We start from the raw sequence: 26,776 nt of genomic DNA on the forward strand, positions 1-26,776 counted from the left end.
AGCTGTAGTTGAAAAGCTGCTGCTATGTCATGGAAAGGGGGTGAAAGCCTATCGTTAGTGCAGAAGAATGTAGGCAGTTCAATCTCCTACACGAGGTAGTAGTGGCCTGACAGAGCCCTGATCTGTTAATCTATGAAAAAGAAGGAATAAATGACAATTGAAAAAACCAATTATTGAATTCAAAAACGTCTCTAAAGTTTTTGAAGACAGCAACACTAAGGTTCTCAAAGACATCAACTTTGAGTTGGAAGAAGGGAAATTCTACACCCTTCTAGGCGCATCTGGTTCAGGGAAATCAACTATCCTTAACATCATTGCAGGTTTACTGGATGCGACGACAGGAGATATTTTGCTGGATGGTGTCCGTATCAATGACATTCCAACCAACAAGCGAGACGTCCATACAGTCTTCCAATCCTATGCCTTGTTTCCACATATGAATGTGTTTGAAAATGTTGCCTTTCCGCTCCGCTTGCGTAAAATTGACAAGAAAGAAATCGAGAAACGCGTAGCGGAAGTTCTCAAGATGGTTCAGTTGGAAGGTTACGAAAAACGTTCCATCCGTAAACTCTCTGGAGGACAACGTCAGCGTGTGGCTATTGCCCGTGCCATCATCAACCAACCCCGTGTGGTTTTGCTGGACGAGCCTCTGTCAGCGCTGGACTTGAAATTAAGAACAGATATGCAGTACGAACTGCGTGAACTGCAACAACGATTGGGCATTACCTTTGTCTTTGTCACTCACGATCAGGAAGAAGCCCTGGCTATGAGTGACTGGATTTTCGTTATGAATGATGGCGAGATTGTCCAGTCTGGAACACCTGTGGATATCTACGATGAGCCGATCAATCACTTTGTTGCCACCTTTATCGGTGAGTCAAATATCTTGCCAGGAACCATGATTGAGGACTACTTGGTTGAGTTTAACGGCAAACGCTTTGAAGCGGTTGATGGGGGGATGAAGCCAAATGAACCTGTTGAGGTTGTCATTCGTCCAGAGGACTTGCGGATTACCCTTCCTGAAGAAGGCAAGCTCCAAGTTAAGGTGGATACCCAGCTCTTCCGTGGGGTGCACTATGAAATTATCGCCTATGACGAACTTGGAAATGAATGGATGATCCACTCAACTCGTAAGGCCATCGTGGGTGAGGAAATCGGTCTGGACTTTGAACCAGAAGATATTCACATCATGCGTCTCAACGAAACTGAAGAAGAGTTCGATGCTCGTATCGAGGAGTACGTGGAAATCGAAGAGCAAGAAGCAGGTCTGATTAACGCGATCGAGGAGGAAAGAGATGAAGAAAACAAGCTCTAAACTCTTTGTAGTGCCCTACATGCTTTGGATTGCCCTCTTTGTGTTGGCACCCTTGGTCTTGATTTTCGGTCAATCCTTTTTCAACATTGAAGGCCAGTTCAGTTTAGAAAATTATAAGTCATACTTTGCGTCACAAAACTTGACTTATCTCAAAATGAGTTTCAACTCTGTACTCTATGCAGGAATTGTGACCTTTGTGACCCTCCTTATCAGCTATCCAACAGCCCTCTTTTTGACCCGTCTCAAGCACCGTCAACTCTGGCTCATGCTGATTATTCTGCCAACCTGGATCAATTTGCTCCTTAAAGCCTATGCCTTTATCGGAATTTTTGGTCAGAATGGCTCTATTAACCAATTCTTGGAATTTATCGGAATCGGCTCACAACAGTTGCTCTTTACCGATTTCTCCTTTATCTTTGTCGCAAGCTACATCGAGCTTCCCTTTATGATTTTGCCGATTTTCAATGTCTTGGACGATATGGATAACAATCTCATCAATGCCAGCTACGACCTTGGTGCGACCAAGTGGGAAACCTTCCGTCATGTCATTTTCCCTCTATCTATGAACGGAGTGAGAAGTGGGGTCCAGTCTGTCTTTATCCCCAGCTTGAGTCTCTTCATGCTGACCCGTTTGATTGGTGGAAACCGAGTTATCACACTAGGTACAGCCATTGAGCAGAACTTCCTGACCAATGACAACTACGGTATGGGTTCAACCATCGGTGTAATTCTCATCTTGACCATGTTCATCACCATGTGGGTGACCAAGGAAAGGAGAGAACGATGAAAAAATTTGCCAACCTTTATCTGGGACTGGTCTTTCTTGTCCTCTACCTGCCTATCTTTTACCTGATTGGTTATGCCTTTAATGCAGGCAACGACATGAACAGCTTTACAGGCTTTAGCTTGAGTCATTTTAAAACTATGTTTGGCGATGGTCGTCTTATGTTGATTGTGACTCAGACATTTTTCTTGGCCTTCCTATCAGCCTTGATTGCGACTGTTATCGGGACTTTTGGTGCCATTTACATCTACCAGTCTCGTAAGAAATACCAAGAAGCCTTTCTTTCACTCAATAATATCCTCATGGTTGCGCCTGATGTTATGATTGGTGCCAGCTTCTTGATTCTCTTTACCCAACTCAAGTTTTCACTTGGCTTTTTGACTGTTCTATCTAGTCATGTGGCCTTCTCCATTCCTATCGTGGTCTTGATGGTTTTGCCTCGTCTCAAGGAAATGAACGGTGACATGATTCATGCGGCCTATGACCTTGGTGCTAGTCAATTTCAGATGTTCAAGGAAATCATGCTTCCTTATCTGACTCCGTCTATCATTGCAGGTTATTTCATGGCTTTCACCTATTCTCTAGATGATTTTGCCGTGACCTTCTTCGTAACGGGAAATGGCTTTTCAACCCTGTCAGTCGAGATTTACTCTCGTGCTCGCAAGGGGATTTCGCTAGAAATCAATGCCCTGTCTGCCCTTGTCTTTCTCTTTAGTATTATCCTAGTTGTTGGATATTACTTTATCTCACGTGAGAAGGAGGAGCAAGCATGAAAAAACTCTATTCATTTTTAGCAGGAATTGTAGCCATTATCCTGGTCTTGTGGGGAATTGCGACGCATTTAGATAGTAAAATCAATAGCCGAGATAGTCAAAAATTGGTTATCTACAACTGGGGAGACTATATCGATCCAGAACTCTTGGAGCAATTCACTGAAGAAACAGGAATCCAAGTCCAGTATGAAACCTTTGACTCCAACGAAGCCATGTATACCAAAATCAAGCAGGGAGGAACGACCTACGATATTGCCATTCCAAGTGAATACATGATCAATAAGATGAAGGACGAAGACCTCTTGGTTCCGCTTGATTATTCAAAACTTGAAGGTCTTGAAAATATCGGACCAGAGTTCCTTAACCAGTCCTTTGACCCAGGTAATAAATTCTCCATCCCTTACTTCTGGGGAACCTTGGGAATTGTCTACAATGAAACCATGGTCGATCAAGCGCCTGAGCATTGGGACGACCTCTGGAAGCCAGAGTATAAGAACTCTATCATGCTCTTTGATGGGGCGCGTGAGGTATTAGGACTGGGGCTCAACTCTCTTGGCTACAGCCTCAACTCCAAGGATACCCAGCAGTTAGAAGAGACAGTAGACAAACTCTACAAACTGACTCCAAATATCAAGGCTATTGTGGCAGACGAAATGAAGGGATACATGATTCAGAATAACGCTGCAATCGGTGTGACCTTCTCTGGGGAAGCTAGCCAAATGCTAGAAAAAAATGAAAATCTACGTTATGTGGTTCCGACTGAAGCCAGCAACCTTTGGTTTGACAATATGGTCATTCCCAAAACAGTCAAAAACCAAGACGCAGCCTATGCCTTTATCAACTTTATGTTGAAACCCGAAAATGCTCTTAAAAATGCGGAGTATGTCGGCTATTCAACACCAAACCTACCAGCTAAGGAACTACTCCCAGAGGAGAAAAAAGAAGACAAGGCCTTCTATCCAGATGCTGAAACCATGAAACACCTAGAAGTTTATGAGAAATTTGACCATAAATGGACAGGGAAATATAGCGACCTCTTCCTACAGTTTAAAATGTATCGGAAGTAGGAGTTAGTAGTCACGAAACGAATCAGTCAAGCTGGTTCGTTTTTTTTGAATCAGATGGAAGTGTCAGTATGAAATTGAAAAATTCAATTCTCAATAAACCTTTGAAAAAATATTTAAGCCCTTGACCGTTATTAAGACCTTCTGTATAATGATATAAGAGAGAGATTATGCAAAATTTTCCATATAAATAAAAGAGAAATACAATATGAATGAAAAGATATATTTGAAGGATATTTTCAGATTTAATGAGTTATTGTCACAATCGGAGTATAAAGGGTATCGTATTAAGTTACGATTTAACAAGAATTGGGATGATTATAGTTTTGTTGATGATTATATCAGTGGATCTGAAGATTTTTTACCATGGATTTTAAGTAATGGTTCAGATAAAAAAAGTCGAAATCGTAGAAACGAAATTCAGTTTCAATTTATAGAAGTGGAGTATCATAAATGGCTCTTTGTTGGTGCCTATCTTATAAAAGAAACGAATAGTCAGATAAAGCAAGTGACCTATGGGAACCATCATGTTAAGTTCGCTTTAGCTGAACGATTAGAAGAGTATGATAAGTTTATAGAAAAAGTTTTGGTTAATCATACTAATACAGGTCAATCATGGTTTTATGTTAATCCTAAAATAATTGAATCAGTTGTAGTAGAATCTGTAAACAGTATTTCTTATTTTAATCAAACGTCTCATTTTCCAGGTTATGAAAATATTTCATTTTCTTATCAAGAATTAAAGAAAAATTGGGCAAACAGTTCTTGGAGACAATATCTTTCAGTTGTTTATGGTGTCTATGTCATTACTGATGCTAAGACAGGAAAGCTCTATGTCGGTTCTGCTTATGGAGATAATGGAGTTTACGGAAGATGGTCTACATACTTAAGTGAAGGCTATGATAAATCCGAAATGGAAGAAAATCGTTATCCGAATAAAAGATTGTGTGAGATAGTCGAAAAATATGGAATAAGTTATATTAAAAAGTATTTTCAATATAGTTTATTAGAGATTTTTCCAAAGAATGAAGTTGGAAAACAAAAGGCACTTCAACGTGAACGATATTGGAAAAAAGTATTAAAATCTAAAGAACATGGTTATAATGCAAATTAGGAGGGAAGAAAATGGCGAAGAAATTTGCAACAGGTAATTCAGGTAGATTATTTAAAGATTTAGAGATTTCAGAACTAAAAGAACAAAATATCATATTAGAACGTCAAGGTGAGAGGGAGGAAGAACGTTTCTACGAAAACAGAATTTATCAAATTAAATTACAGATGGCACAAGCTACAGATGAACAACAGTTAGTTCTACTTGAAGAGATGTTGAGTCAAGAAATAGCCAATCTAGAAGAAGTTAAAGAAATTAATAGACAAAATGAAAAAAGACGAAGAATGATGTATTTTATTCCTTTTATTCTTGTTTTTTTATTGTTTGTAGTAGGTGCATTGTACATCCTATTTACTCCTAGCAAAAAAAATAATGAAGATAAAACTGCTATTTTAAATAGTAGTTCTAGTGTTGTATCTTCCACCTCCACAAGTTCTACAAAGCAAGCTTCTCTTGGTGGAAATAAATCTAAAGATAAACAAACTTCATCAACAAGTTCTGCCTCTTCTAGACCACAGGCTACAAAAGTATATATTGGAAACCTTATTGGTTTAAGTAAATCTGATGCTATATCAGAATTGAAGAGTAGAAAAATTACTGAGAATCATATAAAAGTTGAGGAAGAAGAAAGTGATGAATATTCTCCCGGTACAATTTTACGTCAGAGTTTGTCAGAGGGAACTTTATATGATTTGAATGATTCATCAGGTATTATTTTGACTGTTGCAAAAAAACGAACTAGTGCTACAATACCAAGTTATATTGGTTCTAGTTTAGAGTTTACCAAAAATAATTTAATCAATATTGTTGGTATAAAAGAAGCTAATATTGAAATAGTGGAAGTAGCCAGTGCTCCTGAGGGTACTGCTGAAGGAACAGTGGTTGATCAAAGACCTAAGGCAGGGGAAGAGGTTCGTTTGGAAAATACAAGAATTAAAATTTCAATTTATAAGCCCAAAAATTCTCAAACATCACGAAGTAGATATAGATAAATTAAGAGGTTAATGCAGAAAGTTAACTTATGGCTAACACATGCTATTTGGTTAGAATCATTTCCAGTTGACGCAGACTTAAAAAAACGTTATAATAAGAAAGTTGAGAATTGATTTTCAGTTGTCTTAGTCCAGAGAAATGGCGGTGCTGCGAGCCATCTAAGCTAGGAAGTCATGCTACTCAATTTAACAATTGCATAAGAACAAGAGAATGACAAGTTCATTGAATGAAGGTGGTACCGCGGTTTTTCGCCCTTCGTGATATGAGCTTGTCTTTTGATTTTTTGGAGGTGTTGATGAAAACATTTCTTGTCAAACAAAAGTTTCGTCTTGGAGGCGAACGCTTCGCTATCAAGGATGACAGGGGAGAAATCGCCTATCAGGTAGAGGGATCATTTTTTAAGATTCCCAAAACTTTTACCATCTATGATGCTAATGGTGAACAAGTCAGTCAGATCAGTAAAGAAATCTTGACCTTGCTACCTCGTTTTGAGATTCAGCTTCGGGATGGCTCGAGTTTTGTCATTCGTAAGAAGTTGACCGTCTGGCGAGATAAGTATGAGTTTGATAATCTAGGTCTTCGTATCGAGGGCAATATCTGGGATTTAAATTTCAAATTGCTGGATGATCGCGATCAGCTGATTGCAGAAATTAAGAAGGAACTTTTCCATCTGACCTCTACCTATACCGTAACGGTTCTGGAGGACGCTTATGCAGACCTAGTCATTTCCCTCTGTGTAGCGATTGACTATGTGGAAATGCTGGAAAGCCAATCACATTAAACAAGTAAATAAGGAGACAATATGAAACAACTATCTAGTGCACAAGTACGCCAAATGTGGCTTGATTTCTGGGCGACCAAAGGTCACTCAGTAGAACCATCAGTGAGCTTGGTTCCTGTAAATGACCCAACTCTTTTGTGGATCAACTCTGGAGTAGCAACCCTTAAGAAATACTTTGACGGGACCATTATCCCTGAAAATCCACGTATTACCAATGCTCAAAAGGCTATCCGTACCAACGACATCGAAAACGTAGGGAAGACTGCACGTCACCATACCATGTTTGAAATGTTGGGGAACTTCTCTATCGGGGATTACTTCCGTGACGAAGCCATCACTTGGGCTTATGAGCTTTTGACCAGCCCAGAATGGTTTGACTTCCCAGCTGAGAAACTTTACATGACTTACTATCCAGATGATAAAGATTCTTACAACCGCTGGATTGAAGTGGGAGTGGACCCAAGCCACTTAATTCCAATCGAAGATAACTTCTGGGAAATCGGTGCAGGACCTTCTGGACCAGATACAGAGATTTTCTTTGACCGTGGAGAAGCTTTTGACCCAGAAAATATCGGTCTTCGCCTTCTTGCAGAAGATATTGAAAACGACCGTTATATCGAAATCTGGAACATCGTTTTGTCACAATTTAACGCAGACCCTGCTGTTCCTCGTAGCGAGTATAAGGAATTACCACACAAGAACATTGATACGGGAGCTGGTTTGGAGCGTTTGGTGGCTGTTATCCAAGGGGCTAAGACCAACTTCGAAACAGACCTCTTCATGCCAATCATTCGTGAAGTGGAGAAATTGTCTGGTAAGGTCTATGACCAAGATGGCGACAACATGAGCTTTAAGGTTATCGCTGACCACATCCGTTCACTTTCATTTGCCATCGGTGATGGTGCCCTTCCTGGAAATGAAGGTCGTGGTTACGTCCTTCGTCGTCTCCTTCGTCGTGCTTCTATGCATGGTCAAAAATTGGGAATCAACGAGCCTTTCCTTTACAAACTCGTTCCAACCGTTGGAAAAATCATGGAAAGCTACTACCCAGAAGTACTTGAAAAACGTGACTTTATTGAGAAAATCGTTAAGAGTGAAGAAGAGTCATTTGCCCGTACCCTTCACTCAGGTCAACACTTTGCCCAAGGCATTGTAGCTGACTTGAAAGAAAAAGGTCAATCTGTCATTGCTGGTTCAGATGTATTTAAACTTTACGACACTTATGGATTCCCAGTTGAACTGACTGAAGAAATCGCTGAAGAAGCTGGTATGACTGTAGACCGTGAAGGTTTTGAAGCAGCTATGAAAGAACAGCAAGAACGTGCGCGTGCGTCAGCTGTTAAGGGTGGCTCAATGGGTATGCAAAATGAAACCCTTCAAAACATCACTGTAGAAAGTGTCTTCAACTACAATGCTAGCCAATTGTCTTCTAAATTGGTGGCTATCGTGGCTGACAATGCAGAAGTAGAAGCTGTATCAGAAGGAACTGCCTCTCTTATCTTTGCGGAAACTCCATTCTACGCTGAAATGGGTGGACAGGTCGCTGACCACGGACAAATCTTGGATGAGTCAGGTAAGGTTGTGGCTACTGTGACAAATGTTCAAAAAGCACCAAACGGACAAGCTCTTCATACAGTTGAAGTCCTTGCACCACTTGCCTTGAACCAAGAATATACCTTGGCAATTGATAGCAATCGTCGTCACCGTGTCATGAAAAACCACACTGCGACTCACTTGCTTCACGCTGCTCTTCACAACATCCTTGGCAGCCATGCAACACAAGCAGGGTCACTTAATGAAGTGGAATTCCTTCGCTTTGACTTTACTCATTTCCAAGCTGTGACTGCTGAAGAATTGCGTGCCATTGAACAGCAAGTCAACGAAAAAATTTGGGAAGCTCTTGAAGTGAAGACAGTTGAAACGGATATTGATACTGCCAAGGAAATGGGAGCTATGGCTCTCTTTGGTGAGAAATACGGTAAAGAAGTCCGTGTTGTTACTATCGGTGACTACTCTATCGAGCTTTGTGGTGGTACTCACGTTGGCAACACTTCTGAAATTGGTCTCTTCAAGATTGTCAAAGAAGAAGGGATCGGATCAGGAACTCGCCGTATCTTGGCAGTGACTGGTAAGGAAGCCTTTGAAGCTTATCGTGAACAAGAAGATGCTCTTAAAGCAGTTGCAGCAACCTTGAAAGCACCTCAGCTTAAAGAAGTACCTCACAAGGTAGAAGGACTTCAAGAACAACTTCGTCAACTTCAAAAAGAAAATGCTGAATTGAAAGAAAAAGCCGCAGCTGCAGCCGCAGGCGATATCTTCAAGGATGTGAAGGAAGTCAATGGCCACCGTTACATTGCTAGTCAAGTGTCTGTATCTGACGCTGGTGCCCTTCGTACTTTTGCGGATAACTGGAAACAAAAAGACTACTCTGATCTTCTTGTCCTAGTTGCTGCTATCGGTGACAAAGTCAATGTTCTTGTAGCAAGCAAGACAAAAGACCTTCATGCAGGAAACCTTGTCAAAGAATTAGCACCAATCGTCGATGGACGTGGTGGTGGTAAACCAGACATGGCCATGGCAGGAGGAAGCAACCAAGCTAAGATCCAAGAATTGTTGGATGCAGTAGCAGGTAAATTGTAATTGAGTAAAGATCTATCCATTTGGGTAGGTCTTTTTGTGAATGCAAAAAGCCAAATCCGATTGGGCATGGCTTGGTTATTATGAGCTATTAGATTGTATTAGCTGCCCAGACACTTACCGAAGCAGCTGAGACTGGGAATTGTCCATAACCTTCCTCATCAATTGTAACTGGATCTTGGTGATTTCCAAGTAAATCTACGAAAGTTTGGTTAGCCCATTCTTGGCCGACAAACATTGACTTGCTGTTTTCTTGGTCATTTGAAATCAAGACTGCGATTGGGGATTGATTTTCAGCACCTGAACGTACCCAACCGATACAGTTAGCATCATCAAAGTAGTCTGTTTGTTCTCCATAGGCCAAATCTTTTCGGATGGCTAGGAGGCGGTCAAGGACTTCTTTGAAATCTTGTTGAGCATATTGCCCTGAAATCCCATAGTAGTCGCCGTAAAAGACACATGGAAGGCCATTTTGGCGTAACAGAATGAGGGAATAGGCTGCTGGTTTGAACCATTCTTCAACAGTAGACTCAAGAGCCTGACCTCGTTGGGTATCGTGGTTGTCGACAAAAGTCACAGCCTTGTTGGGCTTGAGTTCAACCAAGCTATCTGTAAAAATGCCACGAAGGTCGTAGTTGGAACCTGCTCGGCTAGCATCAAAGAGATTCTGGTGGAGACGAACATCGACAAGGTCAAAGCGTTCTTCCGTTTTTTCAAGATAGTCTAGATTGGCTTCCTTGTCTGGATTCCAAAATTCACCAAAAACATAGAAATCTTCACCGTATTTTTCCTTCATATCGCGGATGAAATTGCTCATAAAGAAAGAGTCAATGTGTTTAACGGCATCCAAGCGGAAACCAGCTACACCAGTCGTTTCCATGAACCAATCAGCCCAGTCATAGATATTTTGGATGACTTCAGGATGCTTAAAGTCTAGGTCGGCATACATGAGGTAGTCGTAGTTACCGTTTTCATTATCGACCAATTCCTCGTTGGCCCAGCCTTTATTGTCCCCTTGGATGAGATAAATCCCAGACTTACGACGTTTGGCATCGTAGTCTGTACCTGTGAAGTGGTACCAATGCCAGTGGAAGTCATTGTAGGTATCTTGGCGACCATCGAAGGTAAAGCTAGTCCAGCCATTGATGGTGAAGGGTTCCCCAAGTTCAACTGTACGATCTACAGGATCCACTTCGATAACCTGAAAGGCTTCCATGTGATCGGCTGCAGCCTTGTGGTTGAGTACCACATCGGCCATAGGCTGGATTCCCTGTGCTTTTAGGGCTTGAATGGCTTGAAGATAGTCTTCTTTAAAACCATACTTGGTGCGGACAGTACCTTTTTGGTTAAACTCGCCTAGGTCGAATAAGTCATAGACCCCATAACCTACATCTTTTTCATTGGTGGCTTTGAAAGCTGGTGGCATCCAGACATGACTGATACCGAGATCACCTAGGTGTGGAGCATCTTCAGCCAGACGCGTCCAGTGCTGACCGTCGTGGGGCAGATACCATTCAAAGTATTGCATGAGTGTTTGATTTTGCATGATGTTTCCTCTTACTTGTCAATCTTGTTCTTTATTCTATCATAAAGTATCTCTCGGCGCAAACGTTTGCGTAAGAATAGAAGGAAACTATTGTATCTACTTAAAATAAAGTGTTGATTTTTTTGTATCAAAGTGCTAGTATAATAGTATGTGATATAGATAAAGATAGGAGTCATCCCATGATTGAATTTCAAAATGTTAGTAAGTTGTATGGTGATAAAGAGGCCTTGAGCAATCTCAATTTGCAGATTAAAAATGGGGAGATTATGGGCTTGATTGGCCATAACGGTGCTGGAAAATCGACCACCATAAAATCCCTAGTCAGTATCATTTCACCCAGCAGTGGTCGTATTTTAGTAGATGGTCAGGATTTATCGGAAAATCGCTTGGCTATTAAACGAAAGATTGGCTACGTAGCAGACTCGCCTGACTTATTTTTACGTTTAACGGCCAATGAATTTTGGGAATTGATTGCTTCATCCTATGATCTGACTAGCTCTGACTTGGAGGCTAGTCTAGCTAGGCTATTGAACGTTTTTGATTTTGCTGAAAACCGCTATCAGGTTATTGAAACCCTTTCTCACGGAATGCGTCAGAAAGTCTTTGTCATCGGAGCACTCTTGTCCGATCCCGATATTTGGGTCTTGGACGAACCCTTGACTGGTTTGGATCCCCAGGCTGCTTTTGATTTGAAGCAAATGATGAAGGAACATGCACAAAAAGGCAAGACAGTCTTGTTTTCAACCCATGTCCTAGAGGTAGCCGAGCAAGTCTGTGATCGGATTGCCATTTTGAAAAAGGGGCATTTGATTTATTGTGGTAGCGTAGAGGACTTGAGAAAAGACCATCCAGATCAGTCTTTGGAGAGTATCTACCTTAGCCTTGCCGGTAGAAAAGAGGAGGTTTCAGATGCGTCTCAAGGTCATTAAAAAATTAGTTGATATCAATATCCTCTATTCATCTCAAGAAGCTAATCTGGCTAATCTACGAAAGAAGCAGGCTAAGAATCCTGGGAAAAAAGTAAATGTTTCCGCTAGAGTCCTAAGTTCTTACATTTTTTCTAGCCTCTTGATGCTCTTTTTTTTAAGTAATATAGCCATTCATTTTCCTTTTGAGGAAATGCCTGTTTATTTTAGTTTCATGATTACTATTTTACTAGTGGTTGCCTTTTCAACTTCTTTAACAGCTTTTTACAATGTCTTTTATGAAAGTAAGGATTTGGTATCGTATAGACCCTATGCCTTTAAAGAATCAGAGATTATAATCGCTAAAGGACTGTCTGTTCTCTTGCCAGCTCTAACTGGAATTGTACCAATCCTAGCTTATTTTCTAGTCCTCTATATTAGGCTAGCACCTTCTCTTTGGCTTGGCTTGCCTTTGATGCTACTGTCCTTGACCTTATTATTTGTCTCTGTTACTTTAGTGATGGTAGTGGCAGTGCATTTCTTGGCTCAGACTAGGGTCTTCAGAAAGTATCAGTCTATTTTTTCGAATGTGATGATTGGGATAGGGGTTCTCATACCTTTAATATTTGTCCTCTTTCTACAGTCGACTTTTGGAAGTATTGTTGACAAAGTTAGAGACATTCCATTTCTCCTTTATCCTCTTCATATCTTTTACAAAATAGCAGTGGAGCCTTTTTCGACAGAAGCCATAGCGGGTCTACTAGCTTGGATAGGGTTAACTCTCTTCTTGCTTTATCTGACCAAAAAGAAGGTTCTTCCTCGTTTTTATGACGTGATCCTGCTTAACGGTGAGGAGAAGGTCAAGAAAGAACGTCGCAGTAAGGAGAGAATTTCAACTACTAATAAAAAGGGCTTTTTCCGTATGGTTTTACGCTACCACCTCACCCTCTTGGGACAGGGAACTGGCGTGATTACAGTGCTTTTTACAAGTGCTTTTCTTCCTTATCTCATGATGATCGGTCTGATTTCCAAAATTCGAGATTCTCAGATAGTTCCAGATATTCATCCTCCATACTGGTTACCCTTGTTTTTTGTAGGAGTGTTTATAGCAGTTGTTAATAACAATATCACCAGCCTGCATTCAATTGCCTTGTCCTTGGAGAGGGAAAATGTTGATTTTCTTAAGAGTTTACCCTTTGACTTTGCTCGCTATGTGAAAGTGAAATTTTGGATTATATTTGCTGTCCAGTCCTTTTTACCAGTTCTGACTTTACTTGGCCTTTCTCTATATCTAGGCTTGCCCATCCTTTCGATGATTTACCTCCTTGTGGCATGGATCCTTGCCAGTGTCATCCTTTCTTGCCACCATTACCTTAAGGACGTGAAAAATCTGTCAACCAATTGGAGTAGCATTACGGACCTGGTGAACCGTTCAAATCGTATAGTAGCAATAGTTTTACTCTTAATTTATAGTGTTATCTTAATGATTTTAGTCATAGCAAGTTTGTTCTTGGTTCAGTCTCTCACCCCTGTCCTTGCCATAAGCTTGGGAGTAGGAGCTCTTATCCTCTTGCTTGCTCTTGCTATTTTTGGCTATCATTACTACCTGTCACGCATATTGGCAGAGATAGAAAAAAGATGAGATAGTTGGTCGCTTGCTTGATAAATTCAATTCGACAAACGTTTTTGTAGTTTGTTAGAATGTAGTTATAAAATATTAAGATTGGTAATCAAAAATATATAGGGAGGAATGTTTTGAATAAGAAATATAACGTAGTTCTATTTTTGTTGTTTATAGTTTATTTATTTGGATATTTTTCAATTTCAAAAACTTTAATTCCTATAATGTGTGTGATCCAAGTATTTTTGATAGAACATATATTTAGAGTTCGAAATAGGATTATGCAGATAGGTGAAATGATAATTATTGTTGCTTCTATAATATTATTTATTGATAGTATATTGAGTTTGTAACAGAAGGCTTCTCTATAAAATCAAATTTTCCAGATATCTACTGAAGCTTATTTATCTTCTCATCTTTATTCTACTATCTACGTCACTAAACTTGACAGACATATATTGCAGGTACAACCTCTCTAGCTACAATCTCACAGTAAATCTGAGGCTAGTTTCCTCTTTGATTTTCGTTGAATTTTATTTTATAAAAAGAAATGCTCCTCCACGATGGAAGAGCATTTTTTATTGTGATTTTGATTCGGTTTCTGCCGACTCGGGGTGGAGTTCTTGGTAACTTGGTGCCTTGAAAAGGTCAGTACTGGTCTTACCTTGTCGTTGGCTAAAGAGACTGGTGGATTGACTACCTTTTTCCTGCTCAATCTTTTGAAGAATTGGTAAGGAATTGAGGTAAGAAATACTTTCTGTATCAACTTTTCCAAGATGATCTGCTTGGTAGAAACGGATCAAATCACCAGTTTGAATCTGGTCGCTGATTTTTAGCTGTTGGCTGGCTGCCTGCCGAACGCTTTCCAGTTCGGTCTGAGTTTGTTCATCAAGATTACTGATTTCAAGACCACTTTCAGTATAGTAGGTTCGTCCGTCGTAGCTGGTGTATTTTGGTGTGACGAAGGAATTGGCAGTTCGAAAGGCAACGATTTCTTGATGATCTGGAGACAGAAGGTCTTGGCCGACTTGAAGGAAGGAATTGGACTCAATACCAAGGAGGTGTTCGAGAGTCGGTAAGATATCGATTTGTCCACCGTAGGTATTGATGATTTGTCCTTTTTCATAGCCAGGCATGACCACCATAAAAGGCACCCGTTGCAACATGGCATTGTCGTAATTCGACCAGTTCTCAGAAGTCTTGCCAATCAAGGGTGCTAGCTCAGGATTGCGGGAGTTGGAAATACCATAATGGTCTCCGTAGATGACGATGATGGATTTTTCATAGAGGCCGCTTTCTTTGAGATAGTCAAAGAAAGCCCTGATAGCGCTATCCAGATAGTTGGCTGTTTGGAAGTAGCCGTTGATCGTTTCATCTTTGGTCTTAGCCAGTGGGAAACCAAGCTCATCGCCTGTCAGATTGCTAGCATAGGGATAGTGATTGGACACCGTGATATACTTAGCATAAAAAGGTTGCTGTAAATGCTCCAGATACTGAATAGAATCTTTCATCATGATTTTATCATTTAAACCATATTGGAAAGAATTGCTACTGTCTTGCTTGGTAAAGTAGGAAGCATCAAAGAAGTATTGATAGCCCCATTGTTTGTAGGTCGTATTTCGATTCCAGAAGGTCCCGATATTACCGTGAAAGACGGCACTCGATTGATAGCCGTTTTTTGATAGGATAAAAGGAGCTGCCTGCTGGGTATTGGTACCACCGTAATTGACCATAAAGGAACCTTGGTCAAGTCCAAACAAACCGGTCTCTAGCATGGTTTCCGCATCTGAGGTTTTACCAGCCTTGACTTGGTTAAAGATATTCGAAAAGGCTAGGGTTGATTGCGAATGGTAGAGGGAGTTGAGGAAGGGAGTGACTTCATGCTCAGTTCCATCTAGGTTGAGTTTATAGTCAAGCAGGAACTGTTGGAAACTCTCTAAGTGGAGATAAATCACATTTTTCCCTTTGGCCAAGCCAAAATAGTCTGGATTGGGCTTAGCAGAATGTTCTTGAATATAATCTGTAATAGGTTGCAGGTCGGTCTCAGAAGCCTTAGCACGTTCCTTGTTGGCACTGTATGATTGGTTGGCACTATAGCCTAAAAATGCTGGCAAACTAAGGGCACGGACAACATAATAATTCGAAAATCCTCGCGATAGGAGATCGGGACGCTCAATTTCAGCCAAGAAAAGATTAGCTGAAAAGAGCAGGGCCGAGAGAGCAGTGATGGCAATACTGGAGCGGAATTTGAAAGGTCTCCTGTCCAGCTGGATGAATTTTTTAAAGAAAAGGAAAGTCAGCAATGGGAAATCCATAAAATAGATAAAATCCCAAGGACGCAGTAACTCTAGTTCTGCAGTGCCGACGGACACCTTGCTGACCACCTTCATGGTATTAGCCGTGATAAAGTCGCTAAATTCTCGATAGTAAAAGACATTGGAATAGAGCCAAATGAATAAAAGGCTATAAATAGCTATACTCAGACCATAAAAAATCTTGGTTGAGCGAGCATAGAGGGCTAGAGCCAGCAGGAGTAGCCCCAAAGGAAGGGGATTGAAAAAGGCGATAAAGGCAAGGTAATTTCCCTGCAACTTGCCCACTTGAATATCTAAATTAAAGTCAACGGCATAGGCTAATAAGGTTTTGAGCCAATATAGGATTAAAAGGGTTAGGACAAAACCCAGTCTGGTACCCATGGCTTTTTGGATTTTGTTAAAATTGCTTTTCACACATTTACTTCCTAATTTTTTATTAGTATTAGTATACCATTTTTTAAAAGAAGAGTAAAAAAGCAAGGGTAGTTTCTTTTTTGAGAATTGTCTAAAAGTTTGATATAATGGTAGCTATGAATAAAATAAGAGTCAGCAAAAGGGTTGAAAAGAAGCTCGCTAAGGGGCTAGTTTTACTAGAAGCCAGTGATCTTGAGAATGTCAATCTTAAGGATCAGGAAGTAGAAGTGCAGAGTCAGGAAGGAATCTTTCTTGGGACTGCCTACCTTTCGCAGCAAAACAAGGGCTTGGGCTGGTTTGTTAGTAAGGACAAGGTGGCCTTCAATCAAGCTTTCTTTGAAACGTTGTTTAGACAAGCTAAAGAAAAGAGAAGTGCCTACTATCAAGACGAATTGACAACTGCCTTTCGTCTCTTTAACCAAGAGGGAGATGGCTTTGGCGGTCTGACAGTGGACCTTTATGGTGACTATGCTGTCTTTTCTTGGTATAACTCTTATGTTTATCAGATTCGCAAGGTTATCTCAGAAGCCTTTAGCCAGGTTTTTCCTGAGGTGTTAGGGGCCTATGAGAAGATCCGCTTTAAGGGTTTGGACTATGAATCAGCCCATGTTTATGGTCAAGAAGCACCTAAATTTTTCACTGTTTTGGAAAATGGTGTCCTCTATCAAGTCTTTATGAATGATGGCTTGATGACAGGGATTTTCCTAGACCAGCATGAAGTTCGCGGTAGTTTAGTGGATGGATTGGCTATGGGCAAATCCTTGCTCAATATGTTTTCTTATACAGCTGCCTTTTCCGTGGCTGCGGCCATGGGAGGAGCAAGTCAGACAACTTCTGTTGACCTAGCCAAGCGTTCACGAGAATTGTCTCAAGCGCATTTTCAGGCAAATGGAATCAGTACAGACGACCACCGTTTTGTGGTCATGGATGTCTTTGAATATTTCAAGTATGCCAAGCGAAAAGGCTTGACCTACGATGTGATTGTCCTAGATCCGCCTAGCTTTGCTCGGAACAAAAAACAAACGTTCTCTGTGGCCAAGGATTATCACAAGTTGATTTCCCAGAGTCTTGAGATTTTAAATCCGGAAGGGATTATCATTGCCAGTACCAATGCTGCCAATGTTTCCCGTCAGAAATTTACAGAACAAATTGATAAAGGCTTTGCAGGAAGAAGTTACCAGATTTTAAATAAATACGGTCTTCCAGCAGATTTCGCCTATAATAAAAAAGATGAAAGTAGTAATTACCTCAAGGTGATTAGTATGAAGGTTAGTAAATGAAATTAATCGTTTCAGTAATGCCAAGAAGTTTAGAGGAGGCCCAGGCTTTGGACGCCACGAGGTACCTGGATGCCGACATCATTGAATGGCGTGCCGACTATCTGCCTAAGGAAGCGATTTTGCAGGTGGCTCCAGCTATTTTTGAAAAATTCGCAGGCCGTGAGTTGGTTTTCACTCTGCGAACTCGCTCTGAAGGGGGAGAAATCGACCTTTCTCCAGAAGAATATATCCATCTAATCAAGGAAGTGGCACAACTCTATCAACCAGACTATATTGATTTTGAGTACTACAGCTACAAGGATGTTTTTGAGGAAATGCTGGACTTCCCAAATCTCGTTTTGAGTTACCACAATTTCCAAGAAACACCTGAAAATATGATGGAAATCTTGTCAGAGTTGACGAGCCTAAATCCAAAACTTGTCAAGGTTGCGGTGATGGCTCACACGGAGCAGGATGTCTTAGACTTGATGAACTATACACGAGGCTTTAAAACCCTCAATCCTGAGCAGGAATATGTGACCATTTCTATGGGCAAGGTGGGTAAGGTCTCTCGTATCACTGCGGATGTGACAGGTTCGAGCTGGTCCTTTGCTAGTCTAGATGAGGCAAGTGCCCCAGGTCAGATTTCCTTAGCTAACATGAAAAAAATTCGGGAGATTTTGGATGAAGCTTGATGGCTATACACGTTTAGCTGCCGTTGTTGCCAATCCTATTAAGCATTCTATTTCCCCGCTTATTCACAACAACGCCTTTGAGGCGACAGCTACCAATGGTGTTTATGTGGCTTGGGAGATTGAAGCGGGTGATTTGGCAGAAACAGTGGCTAATATTCGTCGCTACCAGATGTTTGGCATCAACCTGTCCATGCCCTATAAGGAGCAAGTGATTCCTTATTTGGATGAGCTGAGTGATGAAGCGCGCTTGATCGGTGCGGTCAATACGGTTGTTAATGAGAATGGCAATTTAATTGGATATAATACAGATGGCAAGGGATTTTTTAAGAGCTTGCCTTCTTTTACAATTTCAGGTAAGAAGATGACCCTGCTGGGTGTAGGTGGTGCGGCCAAGTCCATTTTGGCACAAGCTATTTTGGATGGCGTTAGTCAGATTTCAGTCTTTGTTCGTTCCGTTTCCATGGAAAAAACAAGACCTTACCTAGACAAGTTACAGGAACAAACAGGCTTTAAAGTGGACTTGTATGCTTTAGAAGATGTTTCTGAACTGCAAGAAAGGATTGCTGAGTCTGATTTACTGGTCAACGCCACCAGTGTTGGGATGGATGGTCAATCATCTCCAGTTCCTGAAAAAATTGTCCTATCAGAAACTCTTTTAGTGGCAGATATTATTTACCAACCCTTTGAAACGCCATTTTTGAAGTGGGCCAGAAGTCAGGGCAATTCAGCCGTCAATGGTCTGGGAATGTTGCTCTATCAAGCTGCAGAAGCTTTTCAACTGTGGACAGGCAAGGAAATGCCGACAGAAGAAATTTGGCAGTCCTTAACAGAAAAATACCAATAAAGAAAGGGAGATTCTCCTATGAAAATCAGAATCGATATTCCTCATCATCCTTATGATATTCAGATTGAAAAAGGTTGTCTGGCTCAGGCTGGTCAATGGTTGCGAAAACTCTGGCAACCACAAAAGGTAGTCATTGTGACAGATAACCATGTAGCTTCTCTTTATGCAGAGAAGGTCAAGCTCAGCCTAGAAGATGCTGGTTTTCAGGTAGCAGTTTTTGACTTTTTAGAAGGCGAAGAACGAAAAAATTTAACCACTGTCCAGAAAGTCTATGAATTTTTAGTTAAGCAGGGATTGACTCGTAGCGATGGGATTGTGTCTCTTGGTGGCGGTGTCGTTGGGGACCTGGCTGGTTTTGTAGCCTCTACCTATATGCGGGGTATTCACTTTGTTCAGATTCCGACTAGTTTGACAGCCCAGGTGGATTCTTCTATCGGTGGAAAGACAGGCGTTAACACTCCTTTTGCTAAGAATATGGTGGGTACCTTTGCCCAACCAGACGGGGTTCTGATTGATCCGCTTGTCCTTGAAACGCTTGGAAAAAGAGAGTTGATTGAAGGGATGGGTGAAGTTATCAAGTATGGCTTGATTGAGGATCCAGAACTTTGGGCTCTTTTGACGGAGCTGGATGGTTCTGTTGAGAGCATTTTGGAGCATGCAGAGACCTTGATTGAACATTCTTGTCAGGTTAAGCGCAAGATGGTAGTTGAGGATGAGTTGGACAATGGTGTACGCCTTTACCTCAACTTTGGCCACACTATTGGTCATGCCATTGAAGCGACGGCTGGTTATGGAAAAGTTATGCATGGTGAAGCTGTGGCTATGGGAATGGTGCAGATTTCCAAGGTTGCTGAGGAAAAAGGCCTTATGCCAGCTGGCATTACCCAGTCCATTACAGAAATGTGTCAGAAATTTGGCTTGCCTGTTGACTATGAAAACTGGGATGTTGACAAGCTTTATCAAGCTCTTACTCATGACAAGAAAGCGCGTGGCAATACCTTGAAATTGGTCTTGGTACCAGAGCTTGGTTCTGCAACCATCCACCCAGTTTCTTTGGAAGAGATGAAAGACTATTTGGTAAAATAAGGAGAACGTATGAGATATTTAACTGCAGGAGAATCACACGGCCCCCGTCTGACGGCTATCATTGAGGGAATTCCAGCTGGACTTCCTTTGACAGCTGAGGATATCAATGGCGACCTTAAACGCCGTCAGGGTGGCTACGGCCGCGGTGGTCGTATGAAGATTGAGAGTGACCAAGTTATCTTTACTTCAGGCGTTCGCCATGGGAAGACGACTGGGGCTCCTATTACCATGGATGTCATCAATAAAGACCACCAAAAATGGCTGGATATCATGTCTGCTGAGGACATTGAAGACCGACTTAAAAGCAAACGAAAAATCACCCATCCTCGTCCAGGTCATGCCGACTTGGTTGGGGGGATCAAGTACCGTTTTGATGATTTGCGTAATTCCTTGGAGCGTTCATCTGCCCGTGAAACAACTATGCGGGTGGCAGTTGGAGCAGTAGCCAAACGCCTCTTGGCTGAGCTAGATATGGAGATTACCAACCATGTCGTTGTCTTTGGCGGCAAGGAAATTGATGTACCTGAAAATCTGACAGTCACTGAGATTAAGGAACGAGCTGCCCAGTCTGATGTTTCTATTGTCAACCAAGAAAGAGAACAGGAAATCAAGGATTATATTGACCAAATCAAACGTGACGGTGATACCATCGGTGGAGTTGTGGAGACAGTCGTTGGAGGTGTACCAGTTGGCCTTGGTTCCTATGTCCAATGGGACAGAAAATTGGATGCGCGATTGGCTCAGGCAGTTGTCTCTATCAATGCTTTTAAAGGGGTGGAATTTGGTCTTGGCTTTGAAGCTGGTTACCGCAAAGGTAGCCAAGTTATGGATGAAATTCTCTGGTCTAAAGAAGACGGTTATACCCGCCGTACCAACAATCTGGGAGGCTTTGAAGGTGGTATGACTAATGGGCAACCGATCGTTGTTCGTGGCGTCATGAAACCCATTCCTACTCTCTACAAACCACTTATGAGTGTGGATATCGAAACCCATGAACCCTACAAGGCAACAGTCGAAAGAAGTGATCCGACCGCCCTTCCAGCTGCAGGAGTGGTCATGGAAGCCGTTGTGGCAACGGTTCTGGCACAAGAAATCCTCGAAAAATTCTCGTCAGACAATCTAGAGGAATTAAAAGAAGCGGTAGCTAAACACCGAGACTATACAAAGAACTATTAAGGAGTTCCTATGGCAAAAACAGTCTATATCGCAGGCCTTGGTCTGATTGGTGCCTCTATGGCCCTCGGTATCAAACGCGATCATCCAGATTATGAAATTTTAGGTTATAATCGCAGTCAAGCTTCGAGAGATATCGCCTTGAAAGAAGGCATGATTGACCGTGCAACGGATGATTTTGCCAGTTTTGCTCCTCTGGCTGATGTCATCATTTTGACCTTGCCAATAAAGCAAACCATTTCCTTTATTAAGGAGTTGGCCAACTTGGACTTGAAAGAAGGGGTCATTATTTCAGATGCCGGTTCGACCAAGTCAGCTATTGTGGATGCGGCGGAGCAATATTTGGCTGGCAAACCTGTTCGCTTTGTCGGGGCCCATCCCATGGCTGGTAGTCACAAGACAGGTGCTGCTTCTGCGGATGTCAATCTTTTTGAAAATGCCTATTATATCTTTACACCTTCGAGGCTGACAAGTCCTGGCACACTTGAGGAAATGAAGGACTTACTTTCAGGTCTTCATGCTCGTTTTATCGAGATTGATGCCAAGGAGCACGATCGAGTCACTTCTCAGATTAGCCATTTTCCTCATATTCTGGCTTCTAGTCTCATGGAACAGACCGCAATCTATGCTCAAGAACATGAGATGGCAAGGCGTTTTGCGGCCGGTGGTTTTCGAGATATGACCCGAATTGTGGAAAGCGAGCCAGGTATGTGGACCTCCATTCTCTTGTCCAATCGTGAAACAATTTTAGATAGAATTGAGGATTTCAAGGAGCGTTTGGACGAGATTGGACAAGCTATCAGTAAGGGTGATGAAAACCAAATCTGGAACTTTTTCAACCAAGCGCGTGAGCAACGTCAGGCCATGGAAATTCATAAACGTGGCGGTGTGGATAGCTCTTACGACCTCTATGTCGATGTTCCCGATGAAGAAGATGTTATTTTACGAATCTTGGAATTGCTACGTGGAACTTCCTTGGTCAATATTCATATCAACGAGGAAAATCGTGAGGATATTCACGGGATTCTACAAATTTCATTTAAAAATGCTCAAGACTTAGAAAGAGCTGAGCATCTCATAACAGAAAATACCGACTACACAGTCGTTGTCAAATAAGGAGAACATCATGTCAAATATTTACGATAGTGCAAACGAACTCAGTCGCGGTCTACGCGAATTACCAGAATACAAGGCTGTTAAAGCAGCTAAAGATGCGATTGCAGCAGATGCTGAGGCAAGCAAAATCTTTACAGAATATGTTGCCTTCCAAGAGGAAATTCAAAGACTAGCGCAGACAGGTCAAATGTCAGATGCATCCTTCCAAGCGAAAATGGAAGGCTTTGGTAAACAGATTCAAGGAAATAGCCTCTTGTCAGAATTCTTTACCAAGCAACAACAATTGGCCATTTACCTTTCTGACATTGAAAAAATTGTTTTCGAACCAGTTTCAGAATTGCTAAAATAAGAAAATAACAATCCTAAAGTCAGGAATTTTTAAGGAATTTCTGGCTTTTTATGATAAAATAGGTAAAAGTATTGCAAGTATGAGGTCCAGTATGAAACTAAAAACAAACATTCGCCACTTACATGGCAGTATCCGCGTCCCAGGTGACAAGTCTATCAGCCATCGTTCCATTATCTTTGGAAGTTTGGCTGAGGGTGAGACCAAGGTTTATGATATTCTGCGAGGTGAAGACGTTCTTTCGACCATGCAGGCTTTTCGTGACCTTGGTGTTGAAATTGAGGACAAAGATGGGGTTATTACTATTCAAGGTGTCGGTATGGACGGCTTAAAAGCTCCGCAAAATGCTCTTGATATGGGAAATTCTGGAACCTCGATTCGTCTGATTTCAGGTGTCCTTGCTGGGGCAGACTTCGAAGTAGAGATGTTTGGAGATGACAGTCTTTCCAAACGTCCTATGGATCGTGTGACTATTCCTCTGAAAAAAATGGGCGTCAGTATTTCAGGGCAAACTGAGCGAGATTTGCCTCCTTTGCGTTTGAAAGGAACGAAAACCCTAACACCTATTCAATATGAGTTGCCAATTGCCTCTGCCCAAGTTAAGTCAGCCTTGATGTTTGCAGCCTTGCAGGCTCAGGGAGAGTCCGTTATTATCGAAAAAGAATGCACCCGTAACCATACTGAAGATATGTTGCAACAATTTGGTGGTCATTTGAGTGTGGAGGGCAAAAAAATCACAGTCCAAGGGCCACAAAAATTGACAGGACAGAAGGTGGTTGTTCCAGGAGATATTTCCAGTGCAGCCTTTTGGTTAGTCGCAGGTTTGATTGTTCCGAATTCTCGTCTAGTGCTGCAGAATGTGGGGATCAACGAAACGCGTACTGGTATTATTGATGTCATTCGCGCCATGGGTGGAAAATTGGAAATGACTGAAATTGACCCAGTCGCTAAATCTGCTACCTTAACTGTTGAGTCTTCAGACCTCAAAGGAACAGAGATTGGCGGTGCCTTGATTCCACGCTTGATTGATGAATTGCCCATTATTGCTCTGCTAGCGACCCAAGCTCAAGGAGTAACAGTTATCAAGGATGCTGAGGAACTTAAGGTCAAGGAAACAGACCGTATTCAGGTGGTGGCAGATGCCTTAAATAGTATGGGAGCAGATATTACTCCTACGGCAGATGGGATGATTATCAAAGGAAAATCAACTCTTCACGGTGCTAGAGTCAATACTTTTGGAGACCATCGTATCGGCATGATGACGGCTATCGCGGCCCTCTTGGTTGCAGATGGAGAAGTGGCGCTTGACCGTGCTGAGGCTATCAATACCAGCTATCCTAGCTTCTTTGATGATTTGGAGAACTTGATTCATGGCTAAGGTATTACTAGGATTTATGGGGGCTGGCAAATCGACTATTGCAAGAGGCTTGGACCCAGATTATCTCGATATGGATGCTCTGATAGAGAAGCGCTTAGGTATGTCTATTGCGGAATTTTTCGCTGAAAAGGGCGAAGAGGTCTTTCGACAGGTAGAGTCAGAAGTATTAGCTGAGTTACTACAAAGAGACCAAGTCGTGTCAACTGGAGGAGGAGTAGTTATTTCTCAACGAAATCGTGACTTGCTCAAGACTAATCCAGATAATATCTACCTGAAAGCTGATTTTGAAACCCTCTACCAACGTATCGCAGCTGATAAGGACAATCAGCGCCCGCTTTTTCTAAATAATAGTAAGGAAGAACTTGCAGCTATTTTCCAAGAAAGACAGGCTTGGTATGAGGAAGTGGCTAGTCGGATTTTGGATGTGACCAAGCTAAGCCCAGAGGAAATTATAGAGGAACTGAGATGAAAATTGCTTATCTAGGTCCCAAGGGATCATTTTCACATCACGTTGTGCAGACAGCTTTTCCTCATGAGGAATTGCAGGCTTTTGCCAACATTACAGATGTCATCAAGGCCTATGAGCAAGGCTTGGTGGACTATTCTGTGGTGCCAGTTGAAAACTCTATCGAGGGTAGTGTTCATGAAACCTTGGACTACCTTTTTCATCAGGCTCGCATTCAAGCAGTAGCAGAAATTGTTCAGCCTATTCATCAGCAGTTGATGGTGGTCCCAGGCCATACTAAGATTGAAAAGATTTTTTCACATCCACAGGCTTTGGCTCAAGGAAAGAAATTCATCGATGAACAATATCCAGAGACTCAAATCGAGGTAACAGCTAGTACAGCTTATGCGGCCCGTTTTATTTCCGAACATCCAGACCAGCCCTTTGCAGCCATTGCACCTAGAAGTTCTGCTGAAGAATATGGCTTGGAACTGATTGCCGAGGATATTCAGGAAATGGAAGCCAATTTCACACGTTTCTGGGTTCTGGGAGCTGAAGGTGCAGCTATTCCCTTGCAAGCACAAACTGAAAAAATGAGTTTAGCTTTGACCTTACCTGACAACCTTCCAGGTGCACTCTACAAGGCTCTTTCGACCTTTGCTTGGCGAGGAATTGATCTGACAAAAATTGAAAGTCGTCCACTCAAGACAGCACTGGGCGAATACTTTTTCATTATCGATGTAGACTATATTGATAAGGAGCTGGTCCACTTTGCCCAAAAAGAACTAGAAGCCATCGGAATCCAGTATAAAGTTCTGGGTGCCTATCCTATTTATCCAATATCAGACCATGGAAAGGAGAGAAGATGAGTAAAGAAAATCCTCTCAGTCATCATGAAAAATTACGTTATGATTATTTGCTAAAAAATATTCACTATCTCAATGAGAGAGAAAAAAATGAGTTTGCCTATTTGCAAGAAAAGCTAACTCTTGCTAGGGGAAATAGTAGTTCTAGCTTGGAACAAGAAAGAGAAGAGCAGGTTGACTTACCAAGCTATGCGAACCGGAGTCGCTCACAATCCAAATCACAAGCACACTCTGCTCCTCCCAAAAAGAAAAGACGTAAGCTCCGTCTTAAACGCATTTTTATGGTGATTTTCTCTCTTCTAGCCTGTGTGGCTTTGGCCATGGTATTCATGTTTTTGCGTGGTTACCAAGATGCTAGCGCAAAGAAAACTGCTGATGCTAAGGCAGCACAGGTTCAAGTCTTTAATGGTCAGGACACTAGAGACGGGGTTAATATTTTGATCATGGGGACGGACGGTCGAATTGGTCAAAATAGTGCTGAGACGCGGACGGACTCTATTATGGTATTAAATGTTGGCGGCTCAGATAAGAAAATGAAGCTAGTCAGCTTCATGCGTGATAATTTGGTTTATATAGACGGTTATAGCCAAGTCATTAACGGTAGAAAACAGACGGATAACAAGTTAAACGTAGCCTATGAGTTAGGAGAACAAGAGGGGCAAAAAGGGGCAGAAATGGTTCGTCAAGTCCTGAAAGATAATTTTGACTTAGACATTAAGTACTATGCCTTGGTCGATTTTCAGGCCTTTGCAACAGCGATTGACACGCTTTTCCCTGATGGGGTGACGATTGATGCTCAATTTTCAACATTGAATGGGCGTCCACTAACAGAAGCTACAGTCGGAGATGATTTACATGCGACTGAGACTGAGTCTCCAACCCAGACTATTAAAGTCGGAAAACAGCAGATGAACGGTTCAACCTTGCTCAATTATGCTCGTTTCCGTGATGATGATGAGGCGGATTACGGCCGTACAAAAAGACAGCAACAAGTACTGACAGCAATTTTAGAGCAAATTAAAGATCCTACTAAACTTTTCACTGGTTCTGAAGCTCTTGGAAAGGTTTTTGCTATGACCTCAACCAACGCACCCTATACTTTCCTCCTAACAAACGGTTTATCTGTTTTGGATGGAGCAAAAAATGGTATTGAAAAATTGACGATTCCAGAACTGGGTGACTGGGTAGATGCCTATGATGTTTATGGAGGCTTGGGCTTGCTGGTCGATCAAAACAAATATCAGAATAAATTGTCTCAGATGGGTTTGAGATAAGATAAGACAGGAGAATCAAAGCTTGAAGGCTATTT

23 protein-coding genes and 1 pseudogene are annotated in these 26,776 nt (G+C 41.7%); 22 read left to right on the forward strand and 2 right to left on the reverse strand.

What is annotated here, in order from left to right:
* Positions 1-157: 157 nt before the first annotated feature.
* The 8 genes and pseudogenes from HT732_RS02805 to alaS all read left to right on the forward strand — a co-directional run bounded on the left by HT732_RS02805 (position 158) and on the right by alaS (position 9,461).
* Entirely contained in the window at positions 158-1,315 is a 1,158-nt protein-coding gene (locus HT732_RS02805) for an ABC transporter ATP-binding protein (RefSeq protein WP_000742895.1), read from the forward strand.
* Positions 1,296-2,102: an ABC transporter permease gene (locus HT732_RS02810; RefSeq protein WP_000753801.1), complete on the forward strand. Its 807-nt coding sequence runs from the start codon at positions 1,296-1,298 to the stop codon at positions 2,100-2,102. Before HT732_RS02805 ends, HT732_RS02810 begins: the two co-directional genes overlap by 20 nt.
* Complete coding sequence (locus HT732_RS02815; protein WP_173253875.1) at positions 2,099-2,872, forward strand: ABC transporter permease; 774 nt, start codon at positions 2,099-2,101, stop codon at positions 2,870-2,872. The genes HT732_RS02810 and HT732_RS02815 overlap by 4 nt, the downstream gene beginning before the upstream one ends.
* A complete protein-coding gene (locus HT732_RS02820) occupies positions 2,869-3,939 on the forward strand; it encodes an ABC transporter substrate-binding protein (RefSeq protein ID WP_173253876.1) in 1,071 nt (356 codons plus the stop codon). Before HT732_RS02815 ends, HT732_RS02820 begins: the two co-directional genes overlap by 4 nt.
* 205 nt (positions 3,940-4,144) lie before the next feature.
* Positions 4,145-5,050, forward strand: coding sequence for a GIY-YIG nuclease family protein (locus HT732_RS02825; protein ID WP_173253877.1), 906 nt, complete (start codon positions 4,145-4,147; stop codon positions 5,048-5,050).
* A 515-nt stretch (positions 5,051-5,565) separates the two neighbouring features.
* Positions 5,566-6,039 (forward strand): annotated as a pseudogene (locus tag HT732_RS10535) (PASTA domain-containing protein); the annotation flags it as partial.
* Positions 6,040-6,335: 296 nt separating this feature from the next.
* Positions 6,336-6,821, forward strand: coding sequence for an LURP-one-related/scramblase family protein (locus tag HT732_RS02835; protein WP_173253879.1), 486 nt, complete (start codon positions 6,336-6,338; stop codon positions 6,819-6,821).
* Between the two features lie 21 nt (positions 6,822-6,842).
* Positions 6,843-9,461 (forward strand): alanine--tRNA ligase, encoded by a 2,619-nt coding sequence (gene alaS, locus HT732_RS02840; RefSeq protein ID WP_173253880.1) that lies wholly within the window; start codon positions 6,843-6,845, stop codon positions 9,459-9,461.
* 88 nt (positions 9,462-9,549) lie between these two features.
* Here the strand turns inward: alaS and HT732_RS02845 are convergent, their stop codons facing one another.
* Positions 9,550-11,004 (reverse strand): alpha-amylase, encoded by a 1,455-nt coding sequence (locus HT732_RS02845; protein ID WP_173253881.1) that lies wholly within the window; start codon positions 11,002-11,004, stop codon positions 9,550-9,552.
* 179 nt (positions 11,005-11,183) lie between these two features.
* Between HT732_RS02845 and HT732_RS02850 the strand changes: the two genes are divergently transcribed.
* The 3 genes from HT732_RS02850 to HT732_RS10540 all read left to right on the forward strand — a co-directional run bounded on the left by HT732_RS02850 (position 11,184) and on the right by HT732_RS10540 (position 13,883).
* Positions 11,184-11,933, forward strand: coding sequence for an ABC transporter ATP-binding protein (locus HT732_RS02850; protein ID WP_173253882.1), 750 nt, complete (start codon positions 11,184-11,186; stop codon positions 11,931-11,933).
* A complete protein-coding gene (locus HT732_RS02855; RefSeq protein ID WP_173253883.1) occupies positions 11,914-13,551 on the forward strand; it encodes a hypothetical protein in 1,638 nt (545 codons plus the stop codon). Before HT732_RS02850 ends, HT732_RS02855 begins: the two co-directional genes overlap by 20 nt.
* A gap of 113 nt (positions 13,552-13,664) precedes the next feature.
* Complete coding sequence (locus HT732_RS10540; RefSeq protein WP_345890501.1) at positions 13,665-13,883, forward strand: hypothetical protein; 219 nt, start codon at positions 13,665-13,667, stop codon at positions 13,881-13,883.
* A gap of 225 nt (positions 13,884-14,108) precedes the next feature.
* Here HT732_RS10540 and HT732_RS02860 read toward each other — a convergent pair whose 3' ends face one another.
* On the reverse strand, positions 14,109-16,226 hold the full coding sequence (locus tag HT732_RS02860; RefSeq protein WP_173254012.1) for an LTA synthase family protein: 2,118 nt from the start codon (positions 16,224-16,226) through the stop codon (positions 14,109-14,111).
* Positions 16,227-16,375: 149 nt separating this feature from the next.
* Between HT732_RS02860 and HT732_RS02865 the strand changes: the two genes are divergently transcribed.
* The 11 genes from HT732_RS02865 (at position 16,376) to psr (ending at position 26,741) form a co-directional block, all read left to right on the forward strand.
* On the forward strand, positions 16,376-17,539 hold the full coding sequence (locus HT732_RS02865; RefSeq protein ID WP_173253884.1) for a class I SAM-dependent rRNA methyltransferase: 1,164 nt from the start codon (positions 16,376-16,378) through the stop codon (positions 17,537-17,539).
* Positions 17,536-18,213 carry a type I 3-dehydroquinate dehydratase gene (aroD, locus tag HT732_RS02870; protein ID WP_000767765.1) on the forward strand — a complete coding sequence of 226 codons (678 nt, stop codon included), beginning with the start codon at positions 17,536-17,538 and terminating at the stop codon, positions 18,211-18,213. The genes HT732_RS02865 and aroD overlap by 4 nt, the downstream gene beginning before the upstream one ends.
* Positions 18,203-19,057, forward strand: a complete 855-nt coding sequence (locus tag HT732_RS02875) for a shikimate dehydrogenase (protein ID WP_173253885.1) — start codon at positions 18,203-18,205, stop codon at positions 19,055-19,057. Before aroD ends, HT732_RS02875 begins: the two co-directional genes overlap by 11 nt.
* Before the next feature lie 18 nt (positions 19,058-19,075).
* Positions 19,076-20,143 carry a 3-dehydroquinate synthase gene (aroB, locus tag HT732_RS02880; protein ID WP_173253886.1) on the forward strand — a complete coding sequence of 356 codons (1,068 nt, stop codon included), beginning with the start codon at positions 19,076-19,078 and terminating at the stop codon, positions 20,141-20,143.
* 9 nt (positions 20,144-20,152) lie between these two features.
* The gene (gene aroC, locus HT732_RS02885; RefSeq protein WP_173253887.1) at positions 20,153-21,319 is read left to right on the forward strand and encodes a chorismate synthase; all 1,167 of its coding nucleotides are present in this window, start codon (positions 20,153-20,155) and stop codon (positions 21,317-21,319) included.
* A gap of 9 nt (positions 21,320-21,328) precedes the next feature.
* Positions 21,329-22,432: a prephenate dehydrogenase gene (locus HT732_RS02890; RefSeq protein ID WP_173253888.1), complete on the forward strand. Its 1,104-nt coding sequence runs from the start codon at positions 21,329-21,331 to the stop codon at positions 22,430-22,432.
* 10 nt (positions 22,433-22,442) lie between these two features.
* Positions 22,443-22,781 (forward strand): YlbF/YmcA family competence regulator, encoded by a 339-nt coding sequence (locus tag HT732_RS02895; protein ID WP_173253889.1) that lies wholly within the window; start codon positions 22,443-22,445, stop codon positions 22,779-22,781.
* 91 nt (positions 22,782-22,872) lie between these two features.
* The gene (gene aroA, locus HT732_RS02900; protein ID WP_173253890.1) at positions 22,873-24,156 is read left to right on the forward strand and encodes a 3-phosphoshikimate 1-carboxyvinyltransferase; all 1,284 of its coding nucleotides are present in this window, start codon (positions 22,873-22,875) and stop codon (positions 24,154-24,156) included.
* A complete protein-coding gene (locus tag HT732_RS02905) occupies positions 24,149-24,625 on the forward strand; it encodes a shikimate kinase (RefSeq protein ID WP_173253891.1) in 477 nt (158 codons plus the stop codon). Before aroA ends, HT732_RS02905 begins: the two co-directional genes overlap by 8 nt.
* A complete protein-coding gene (pheA, locus tag HT732_RS02910) occupies positions 24,622-25,470 on the forward strand; it encodes a prephenate dehydratase (protein ID WP_173253892.1) in 849 nt (282 codons plus the stop codon). The genes HT732_RS02905 and pheA overlap by 4 nt, the downstream gene beginning before the upstream one ends.
* Positions 25,467-26,741: a polyisoprenyl-teichoic acid--peptidoglycan teichoic acid transferase Psr gene (gene psr / locus HT732_RS02915; protein WP_173253893.1), complete on the forward strand. Its 1,275-nt coding sequence runs from the start codon at positions 25,467-25,469 to the stop codon at positions 26,739-26,741. The genes pheA and psr overlap by 4 nt, the downstream gene beginning before the upstream one ends.
* The last annotated feature ends 35 nt before the right edge of the window (positions 26,742-26,776 follow it).

It is taken from the genome of Streptococcus sp. 5346, from assembly GCF_013277455.1.
Classification (GTDB): domain Bacteria; phylum Bacillota; class Bacilli; order Lactobacillales; family Streptococcaceae; genus Streptococcus.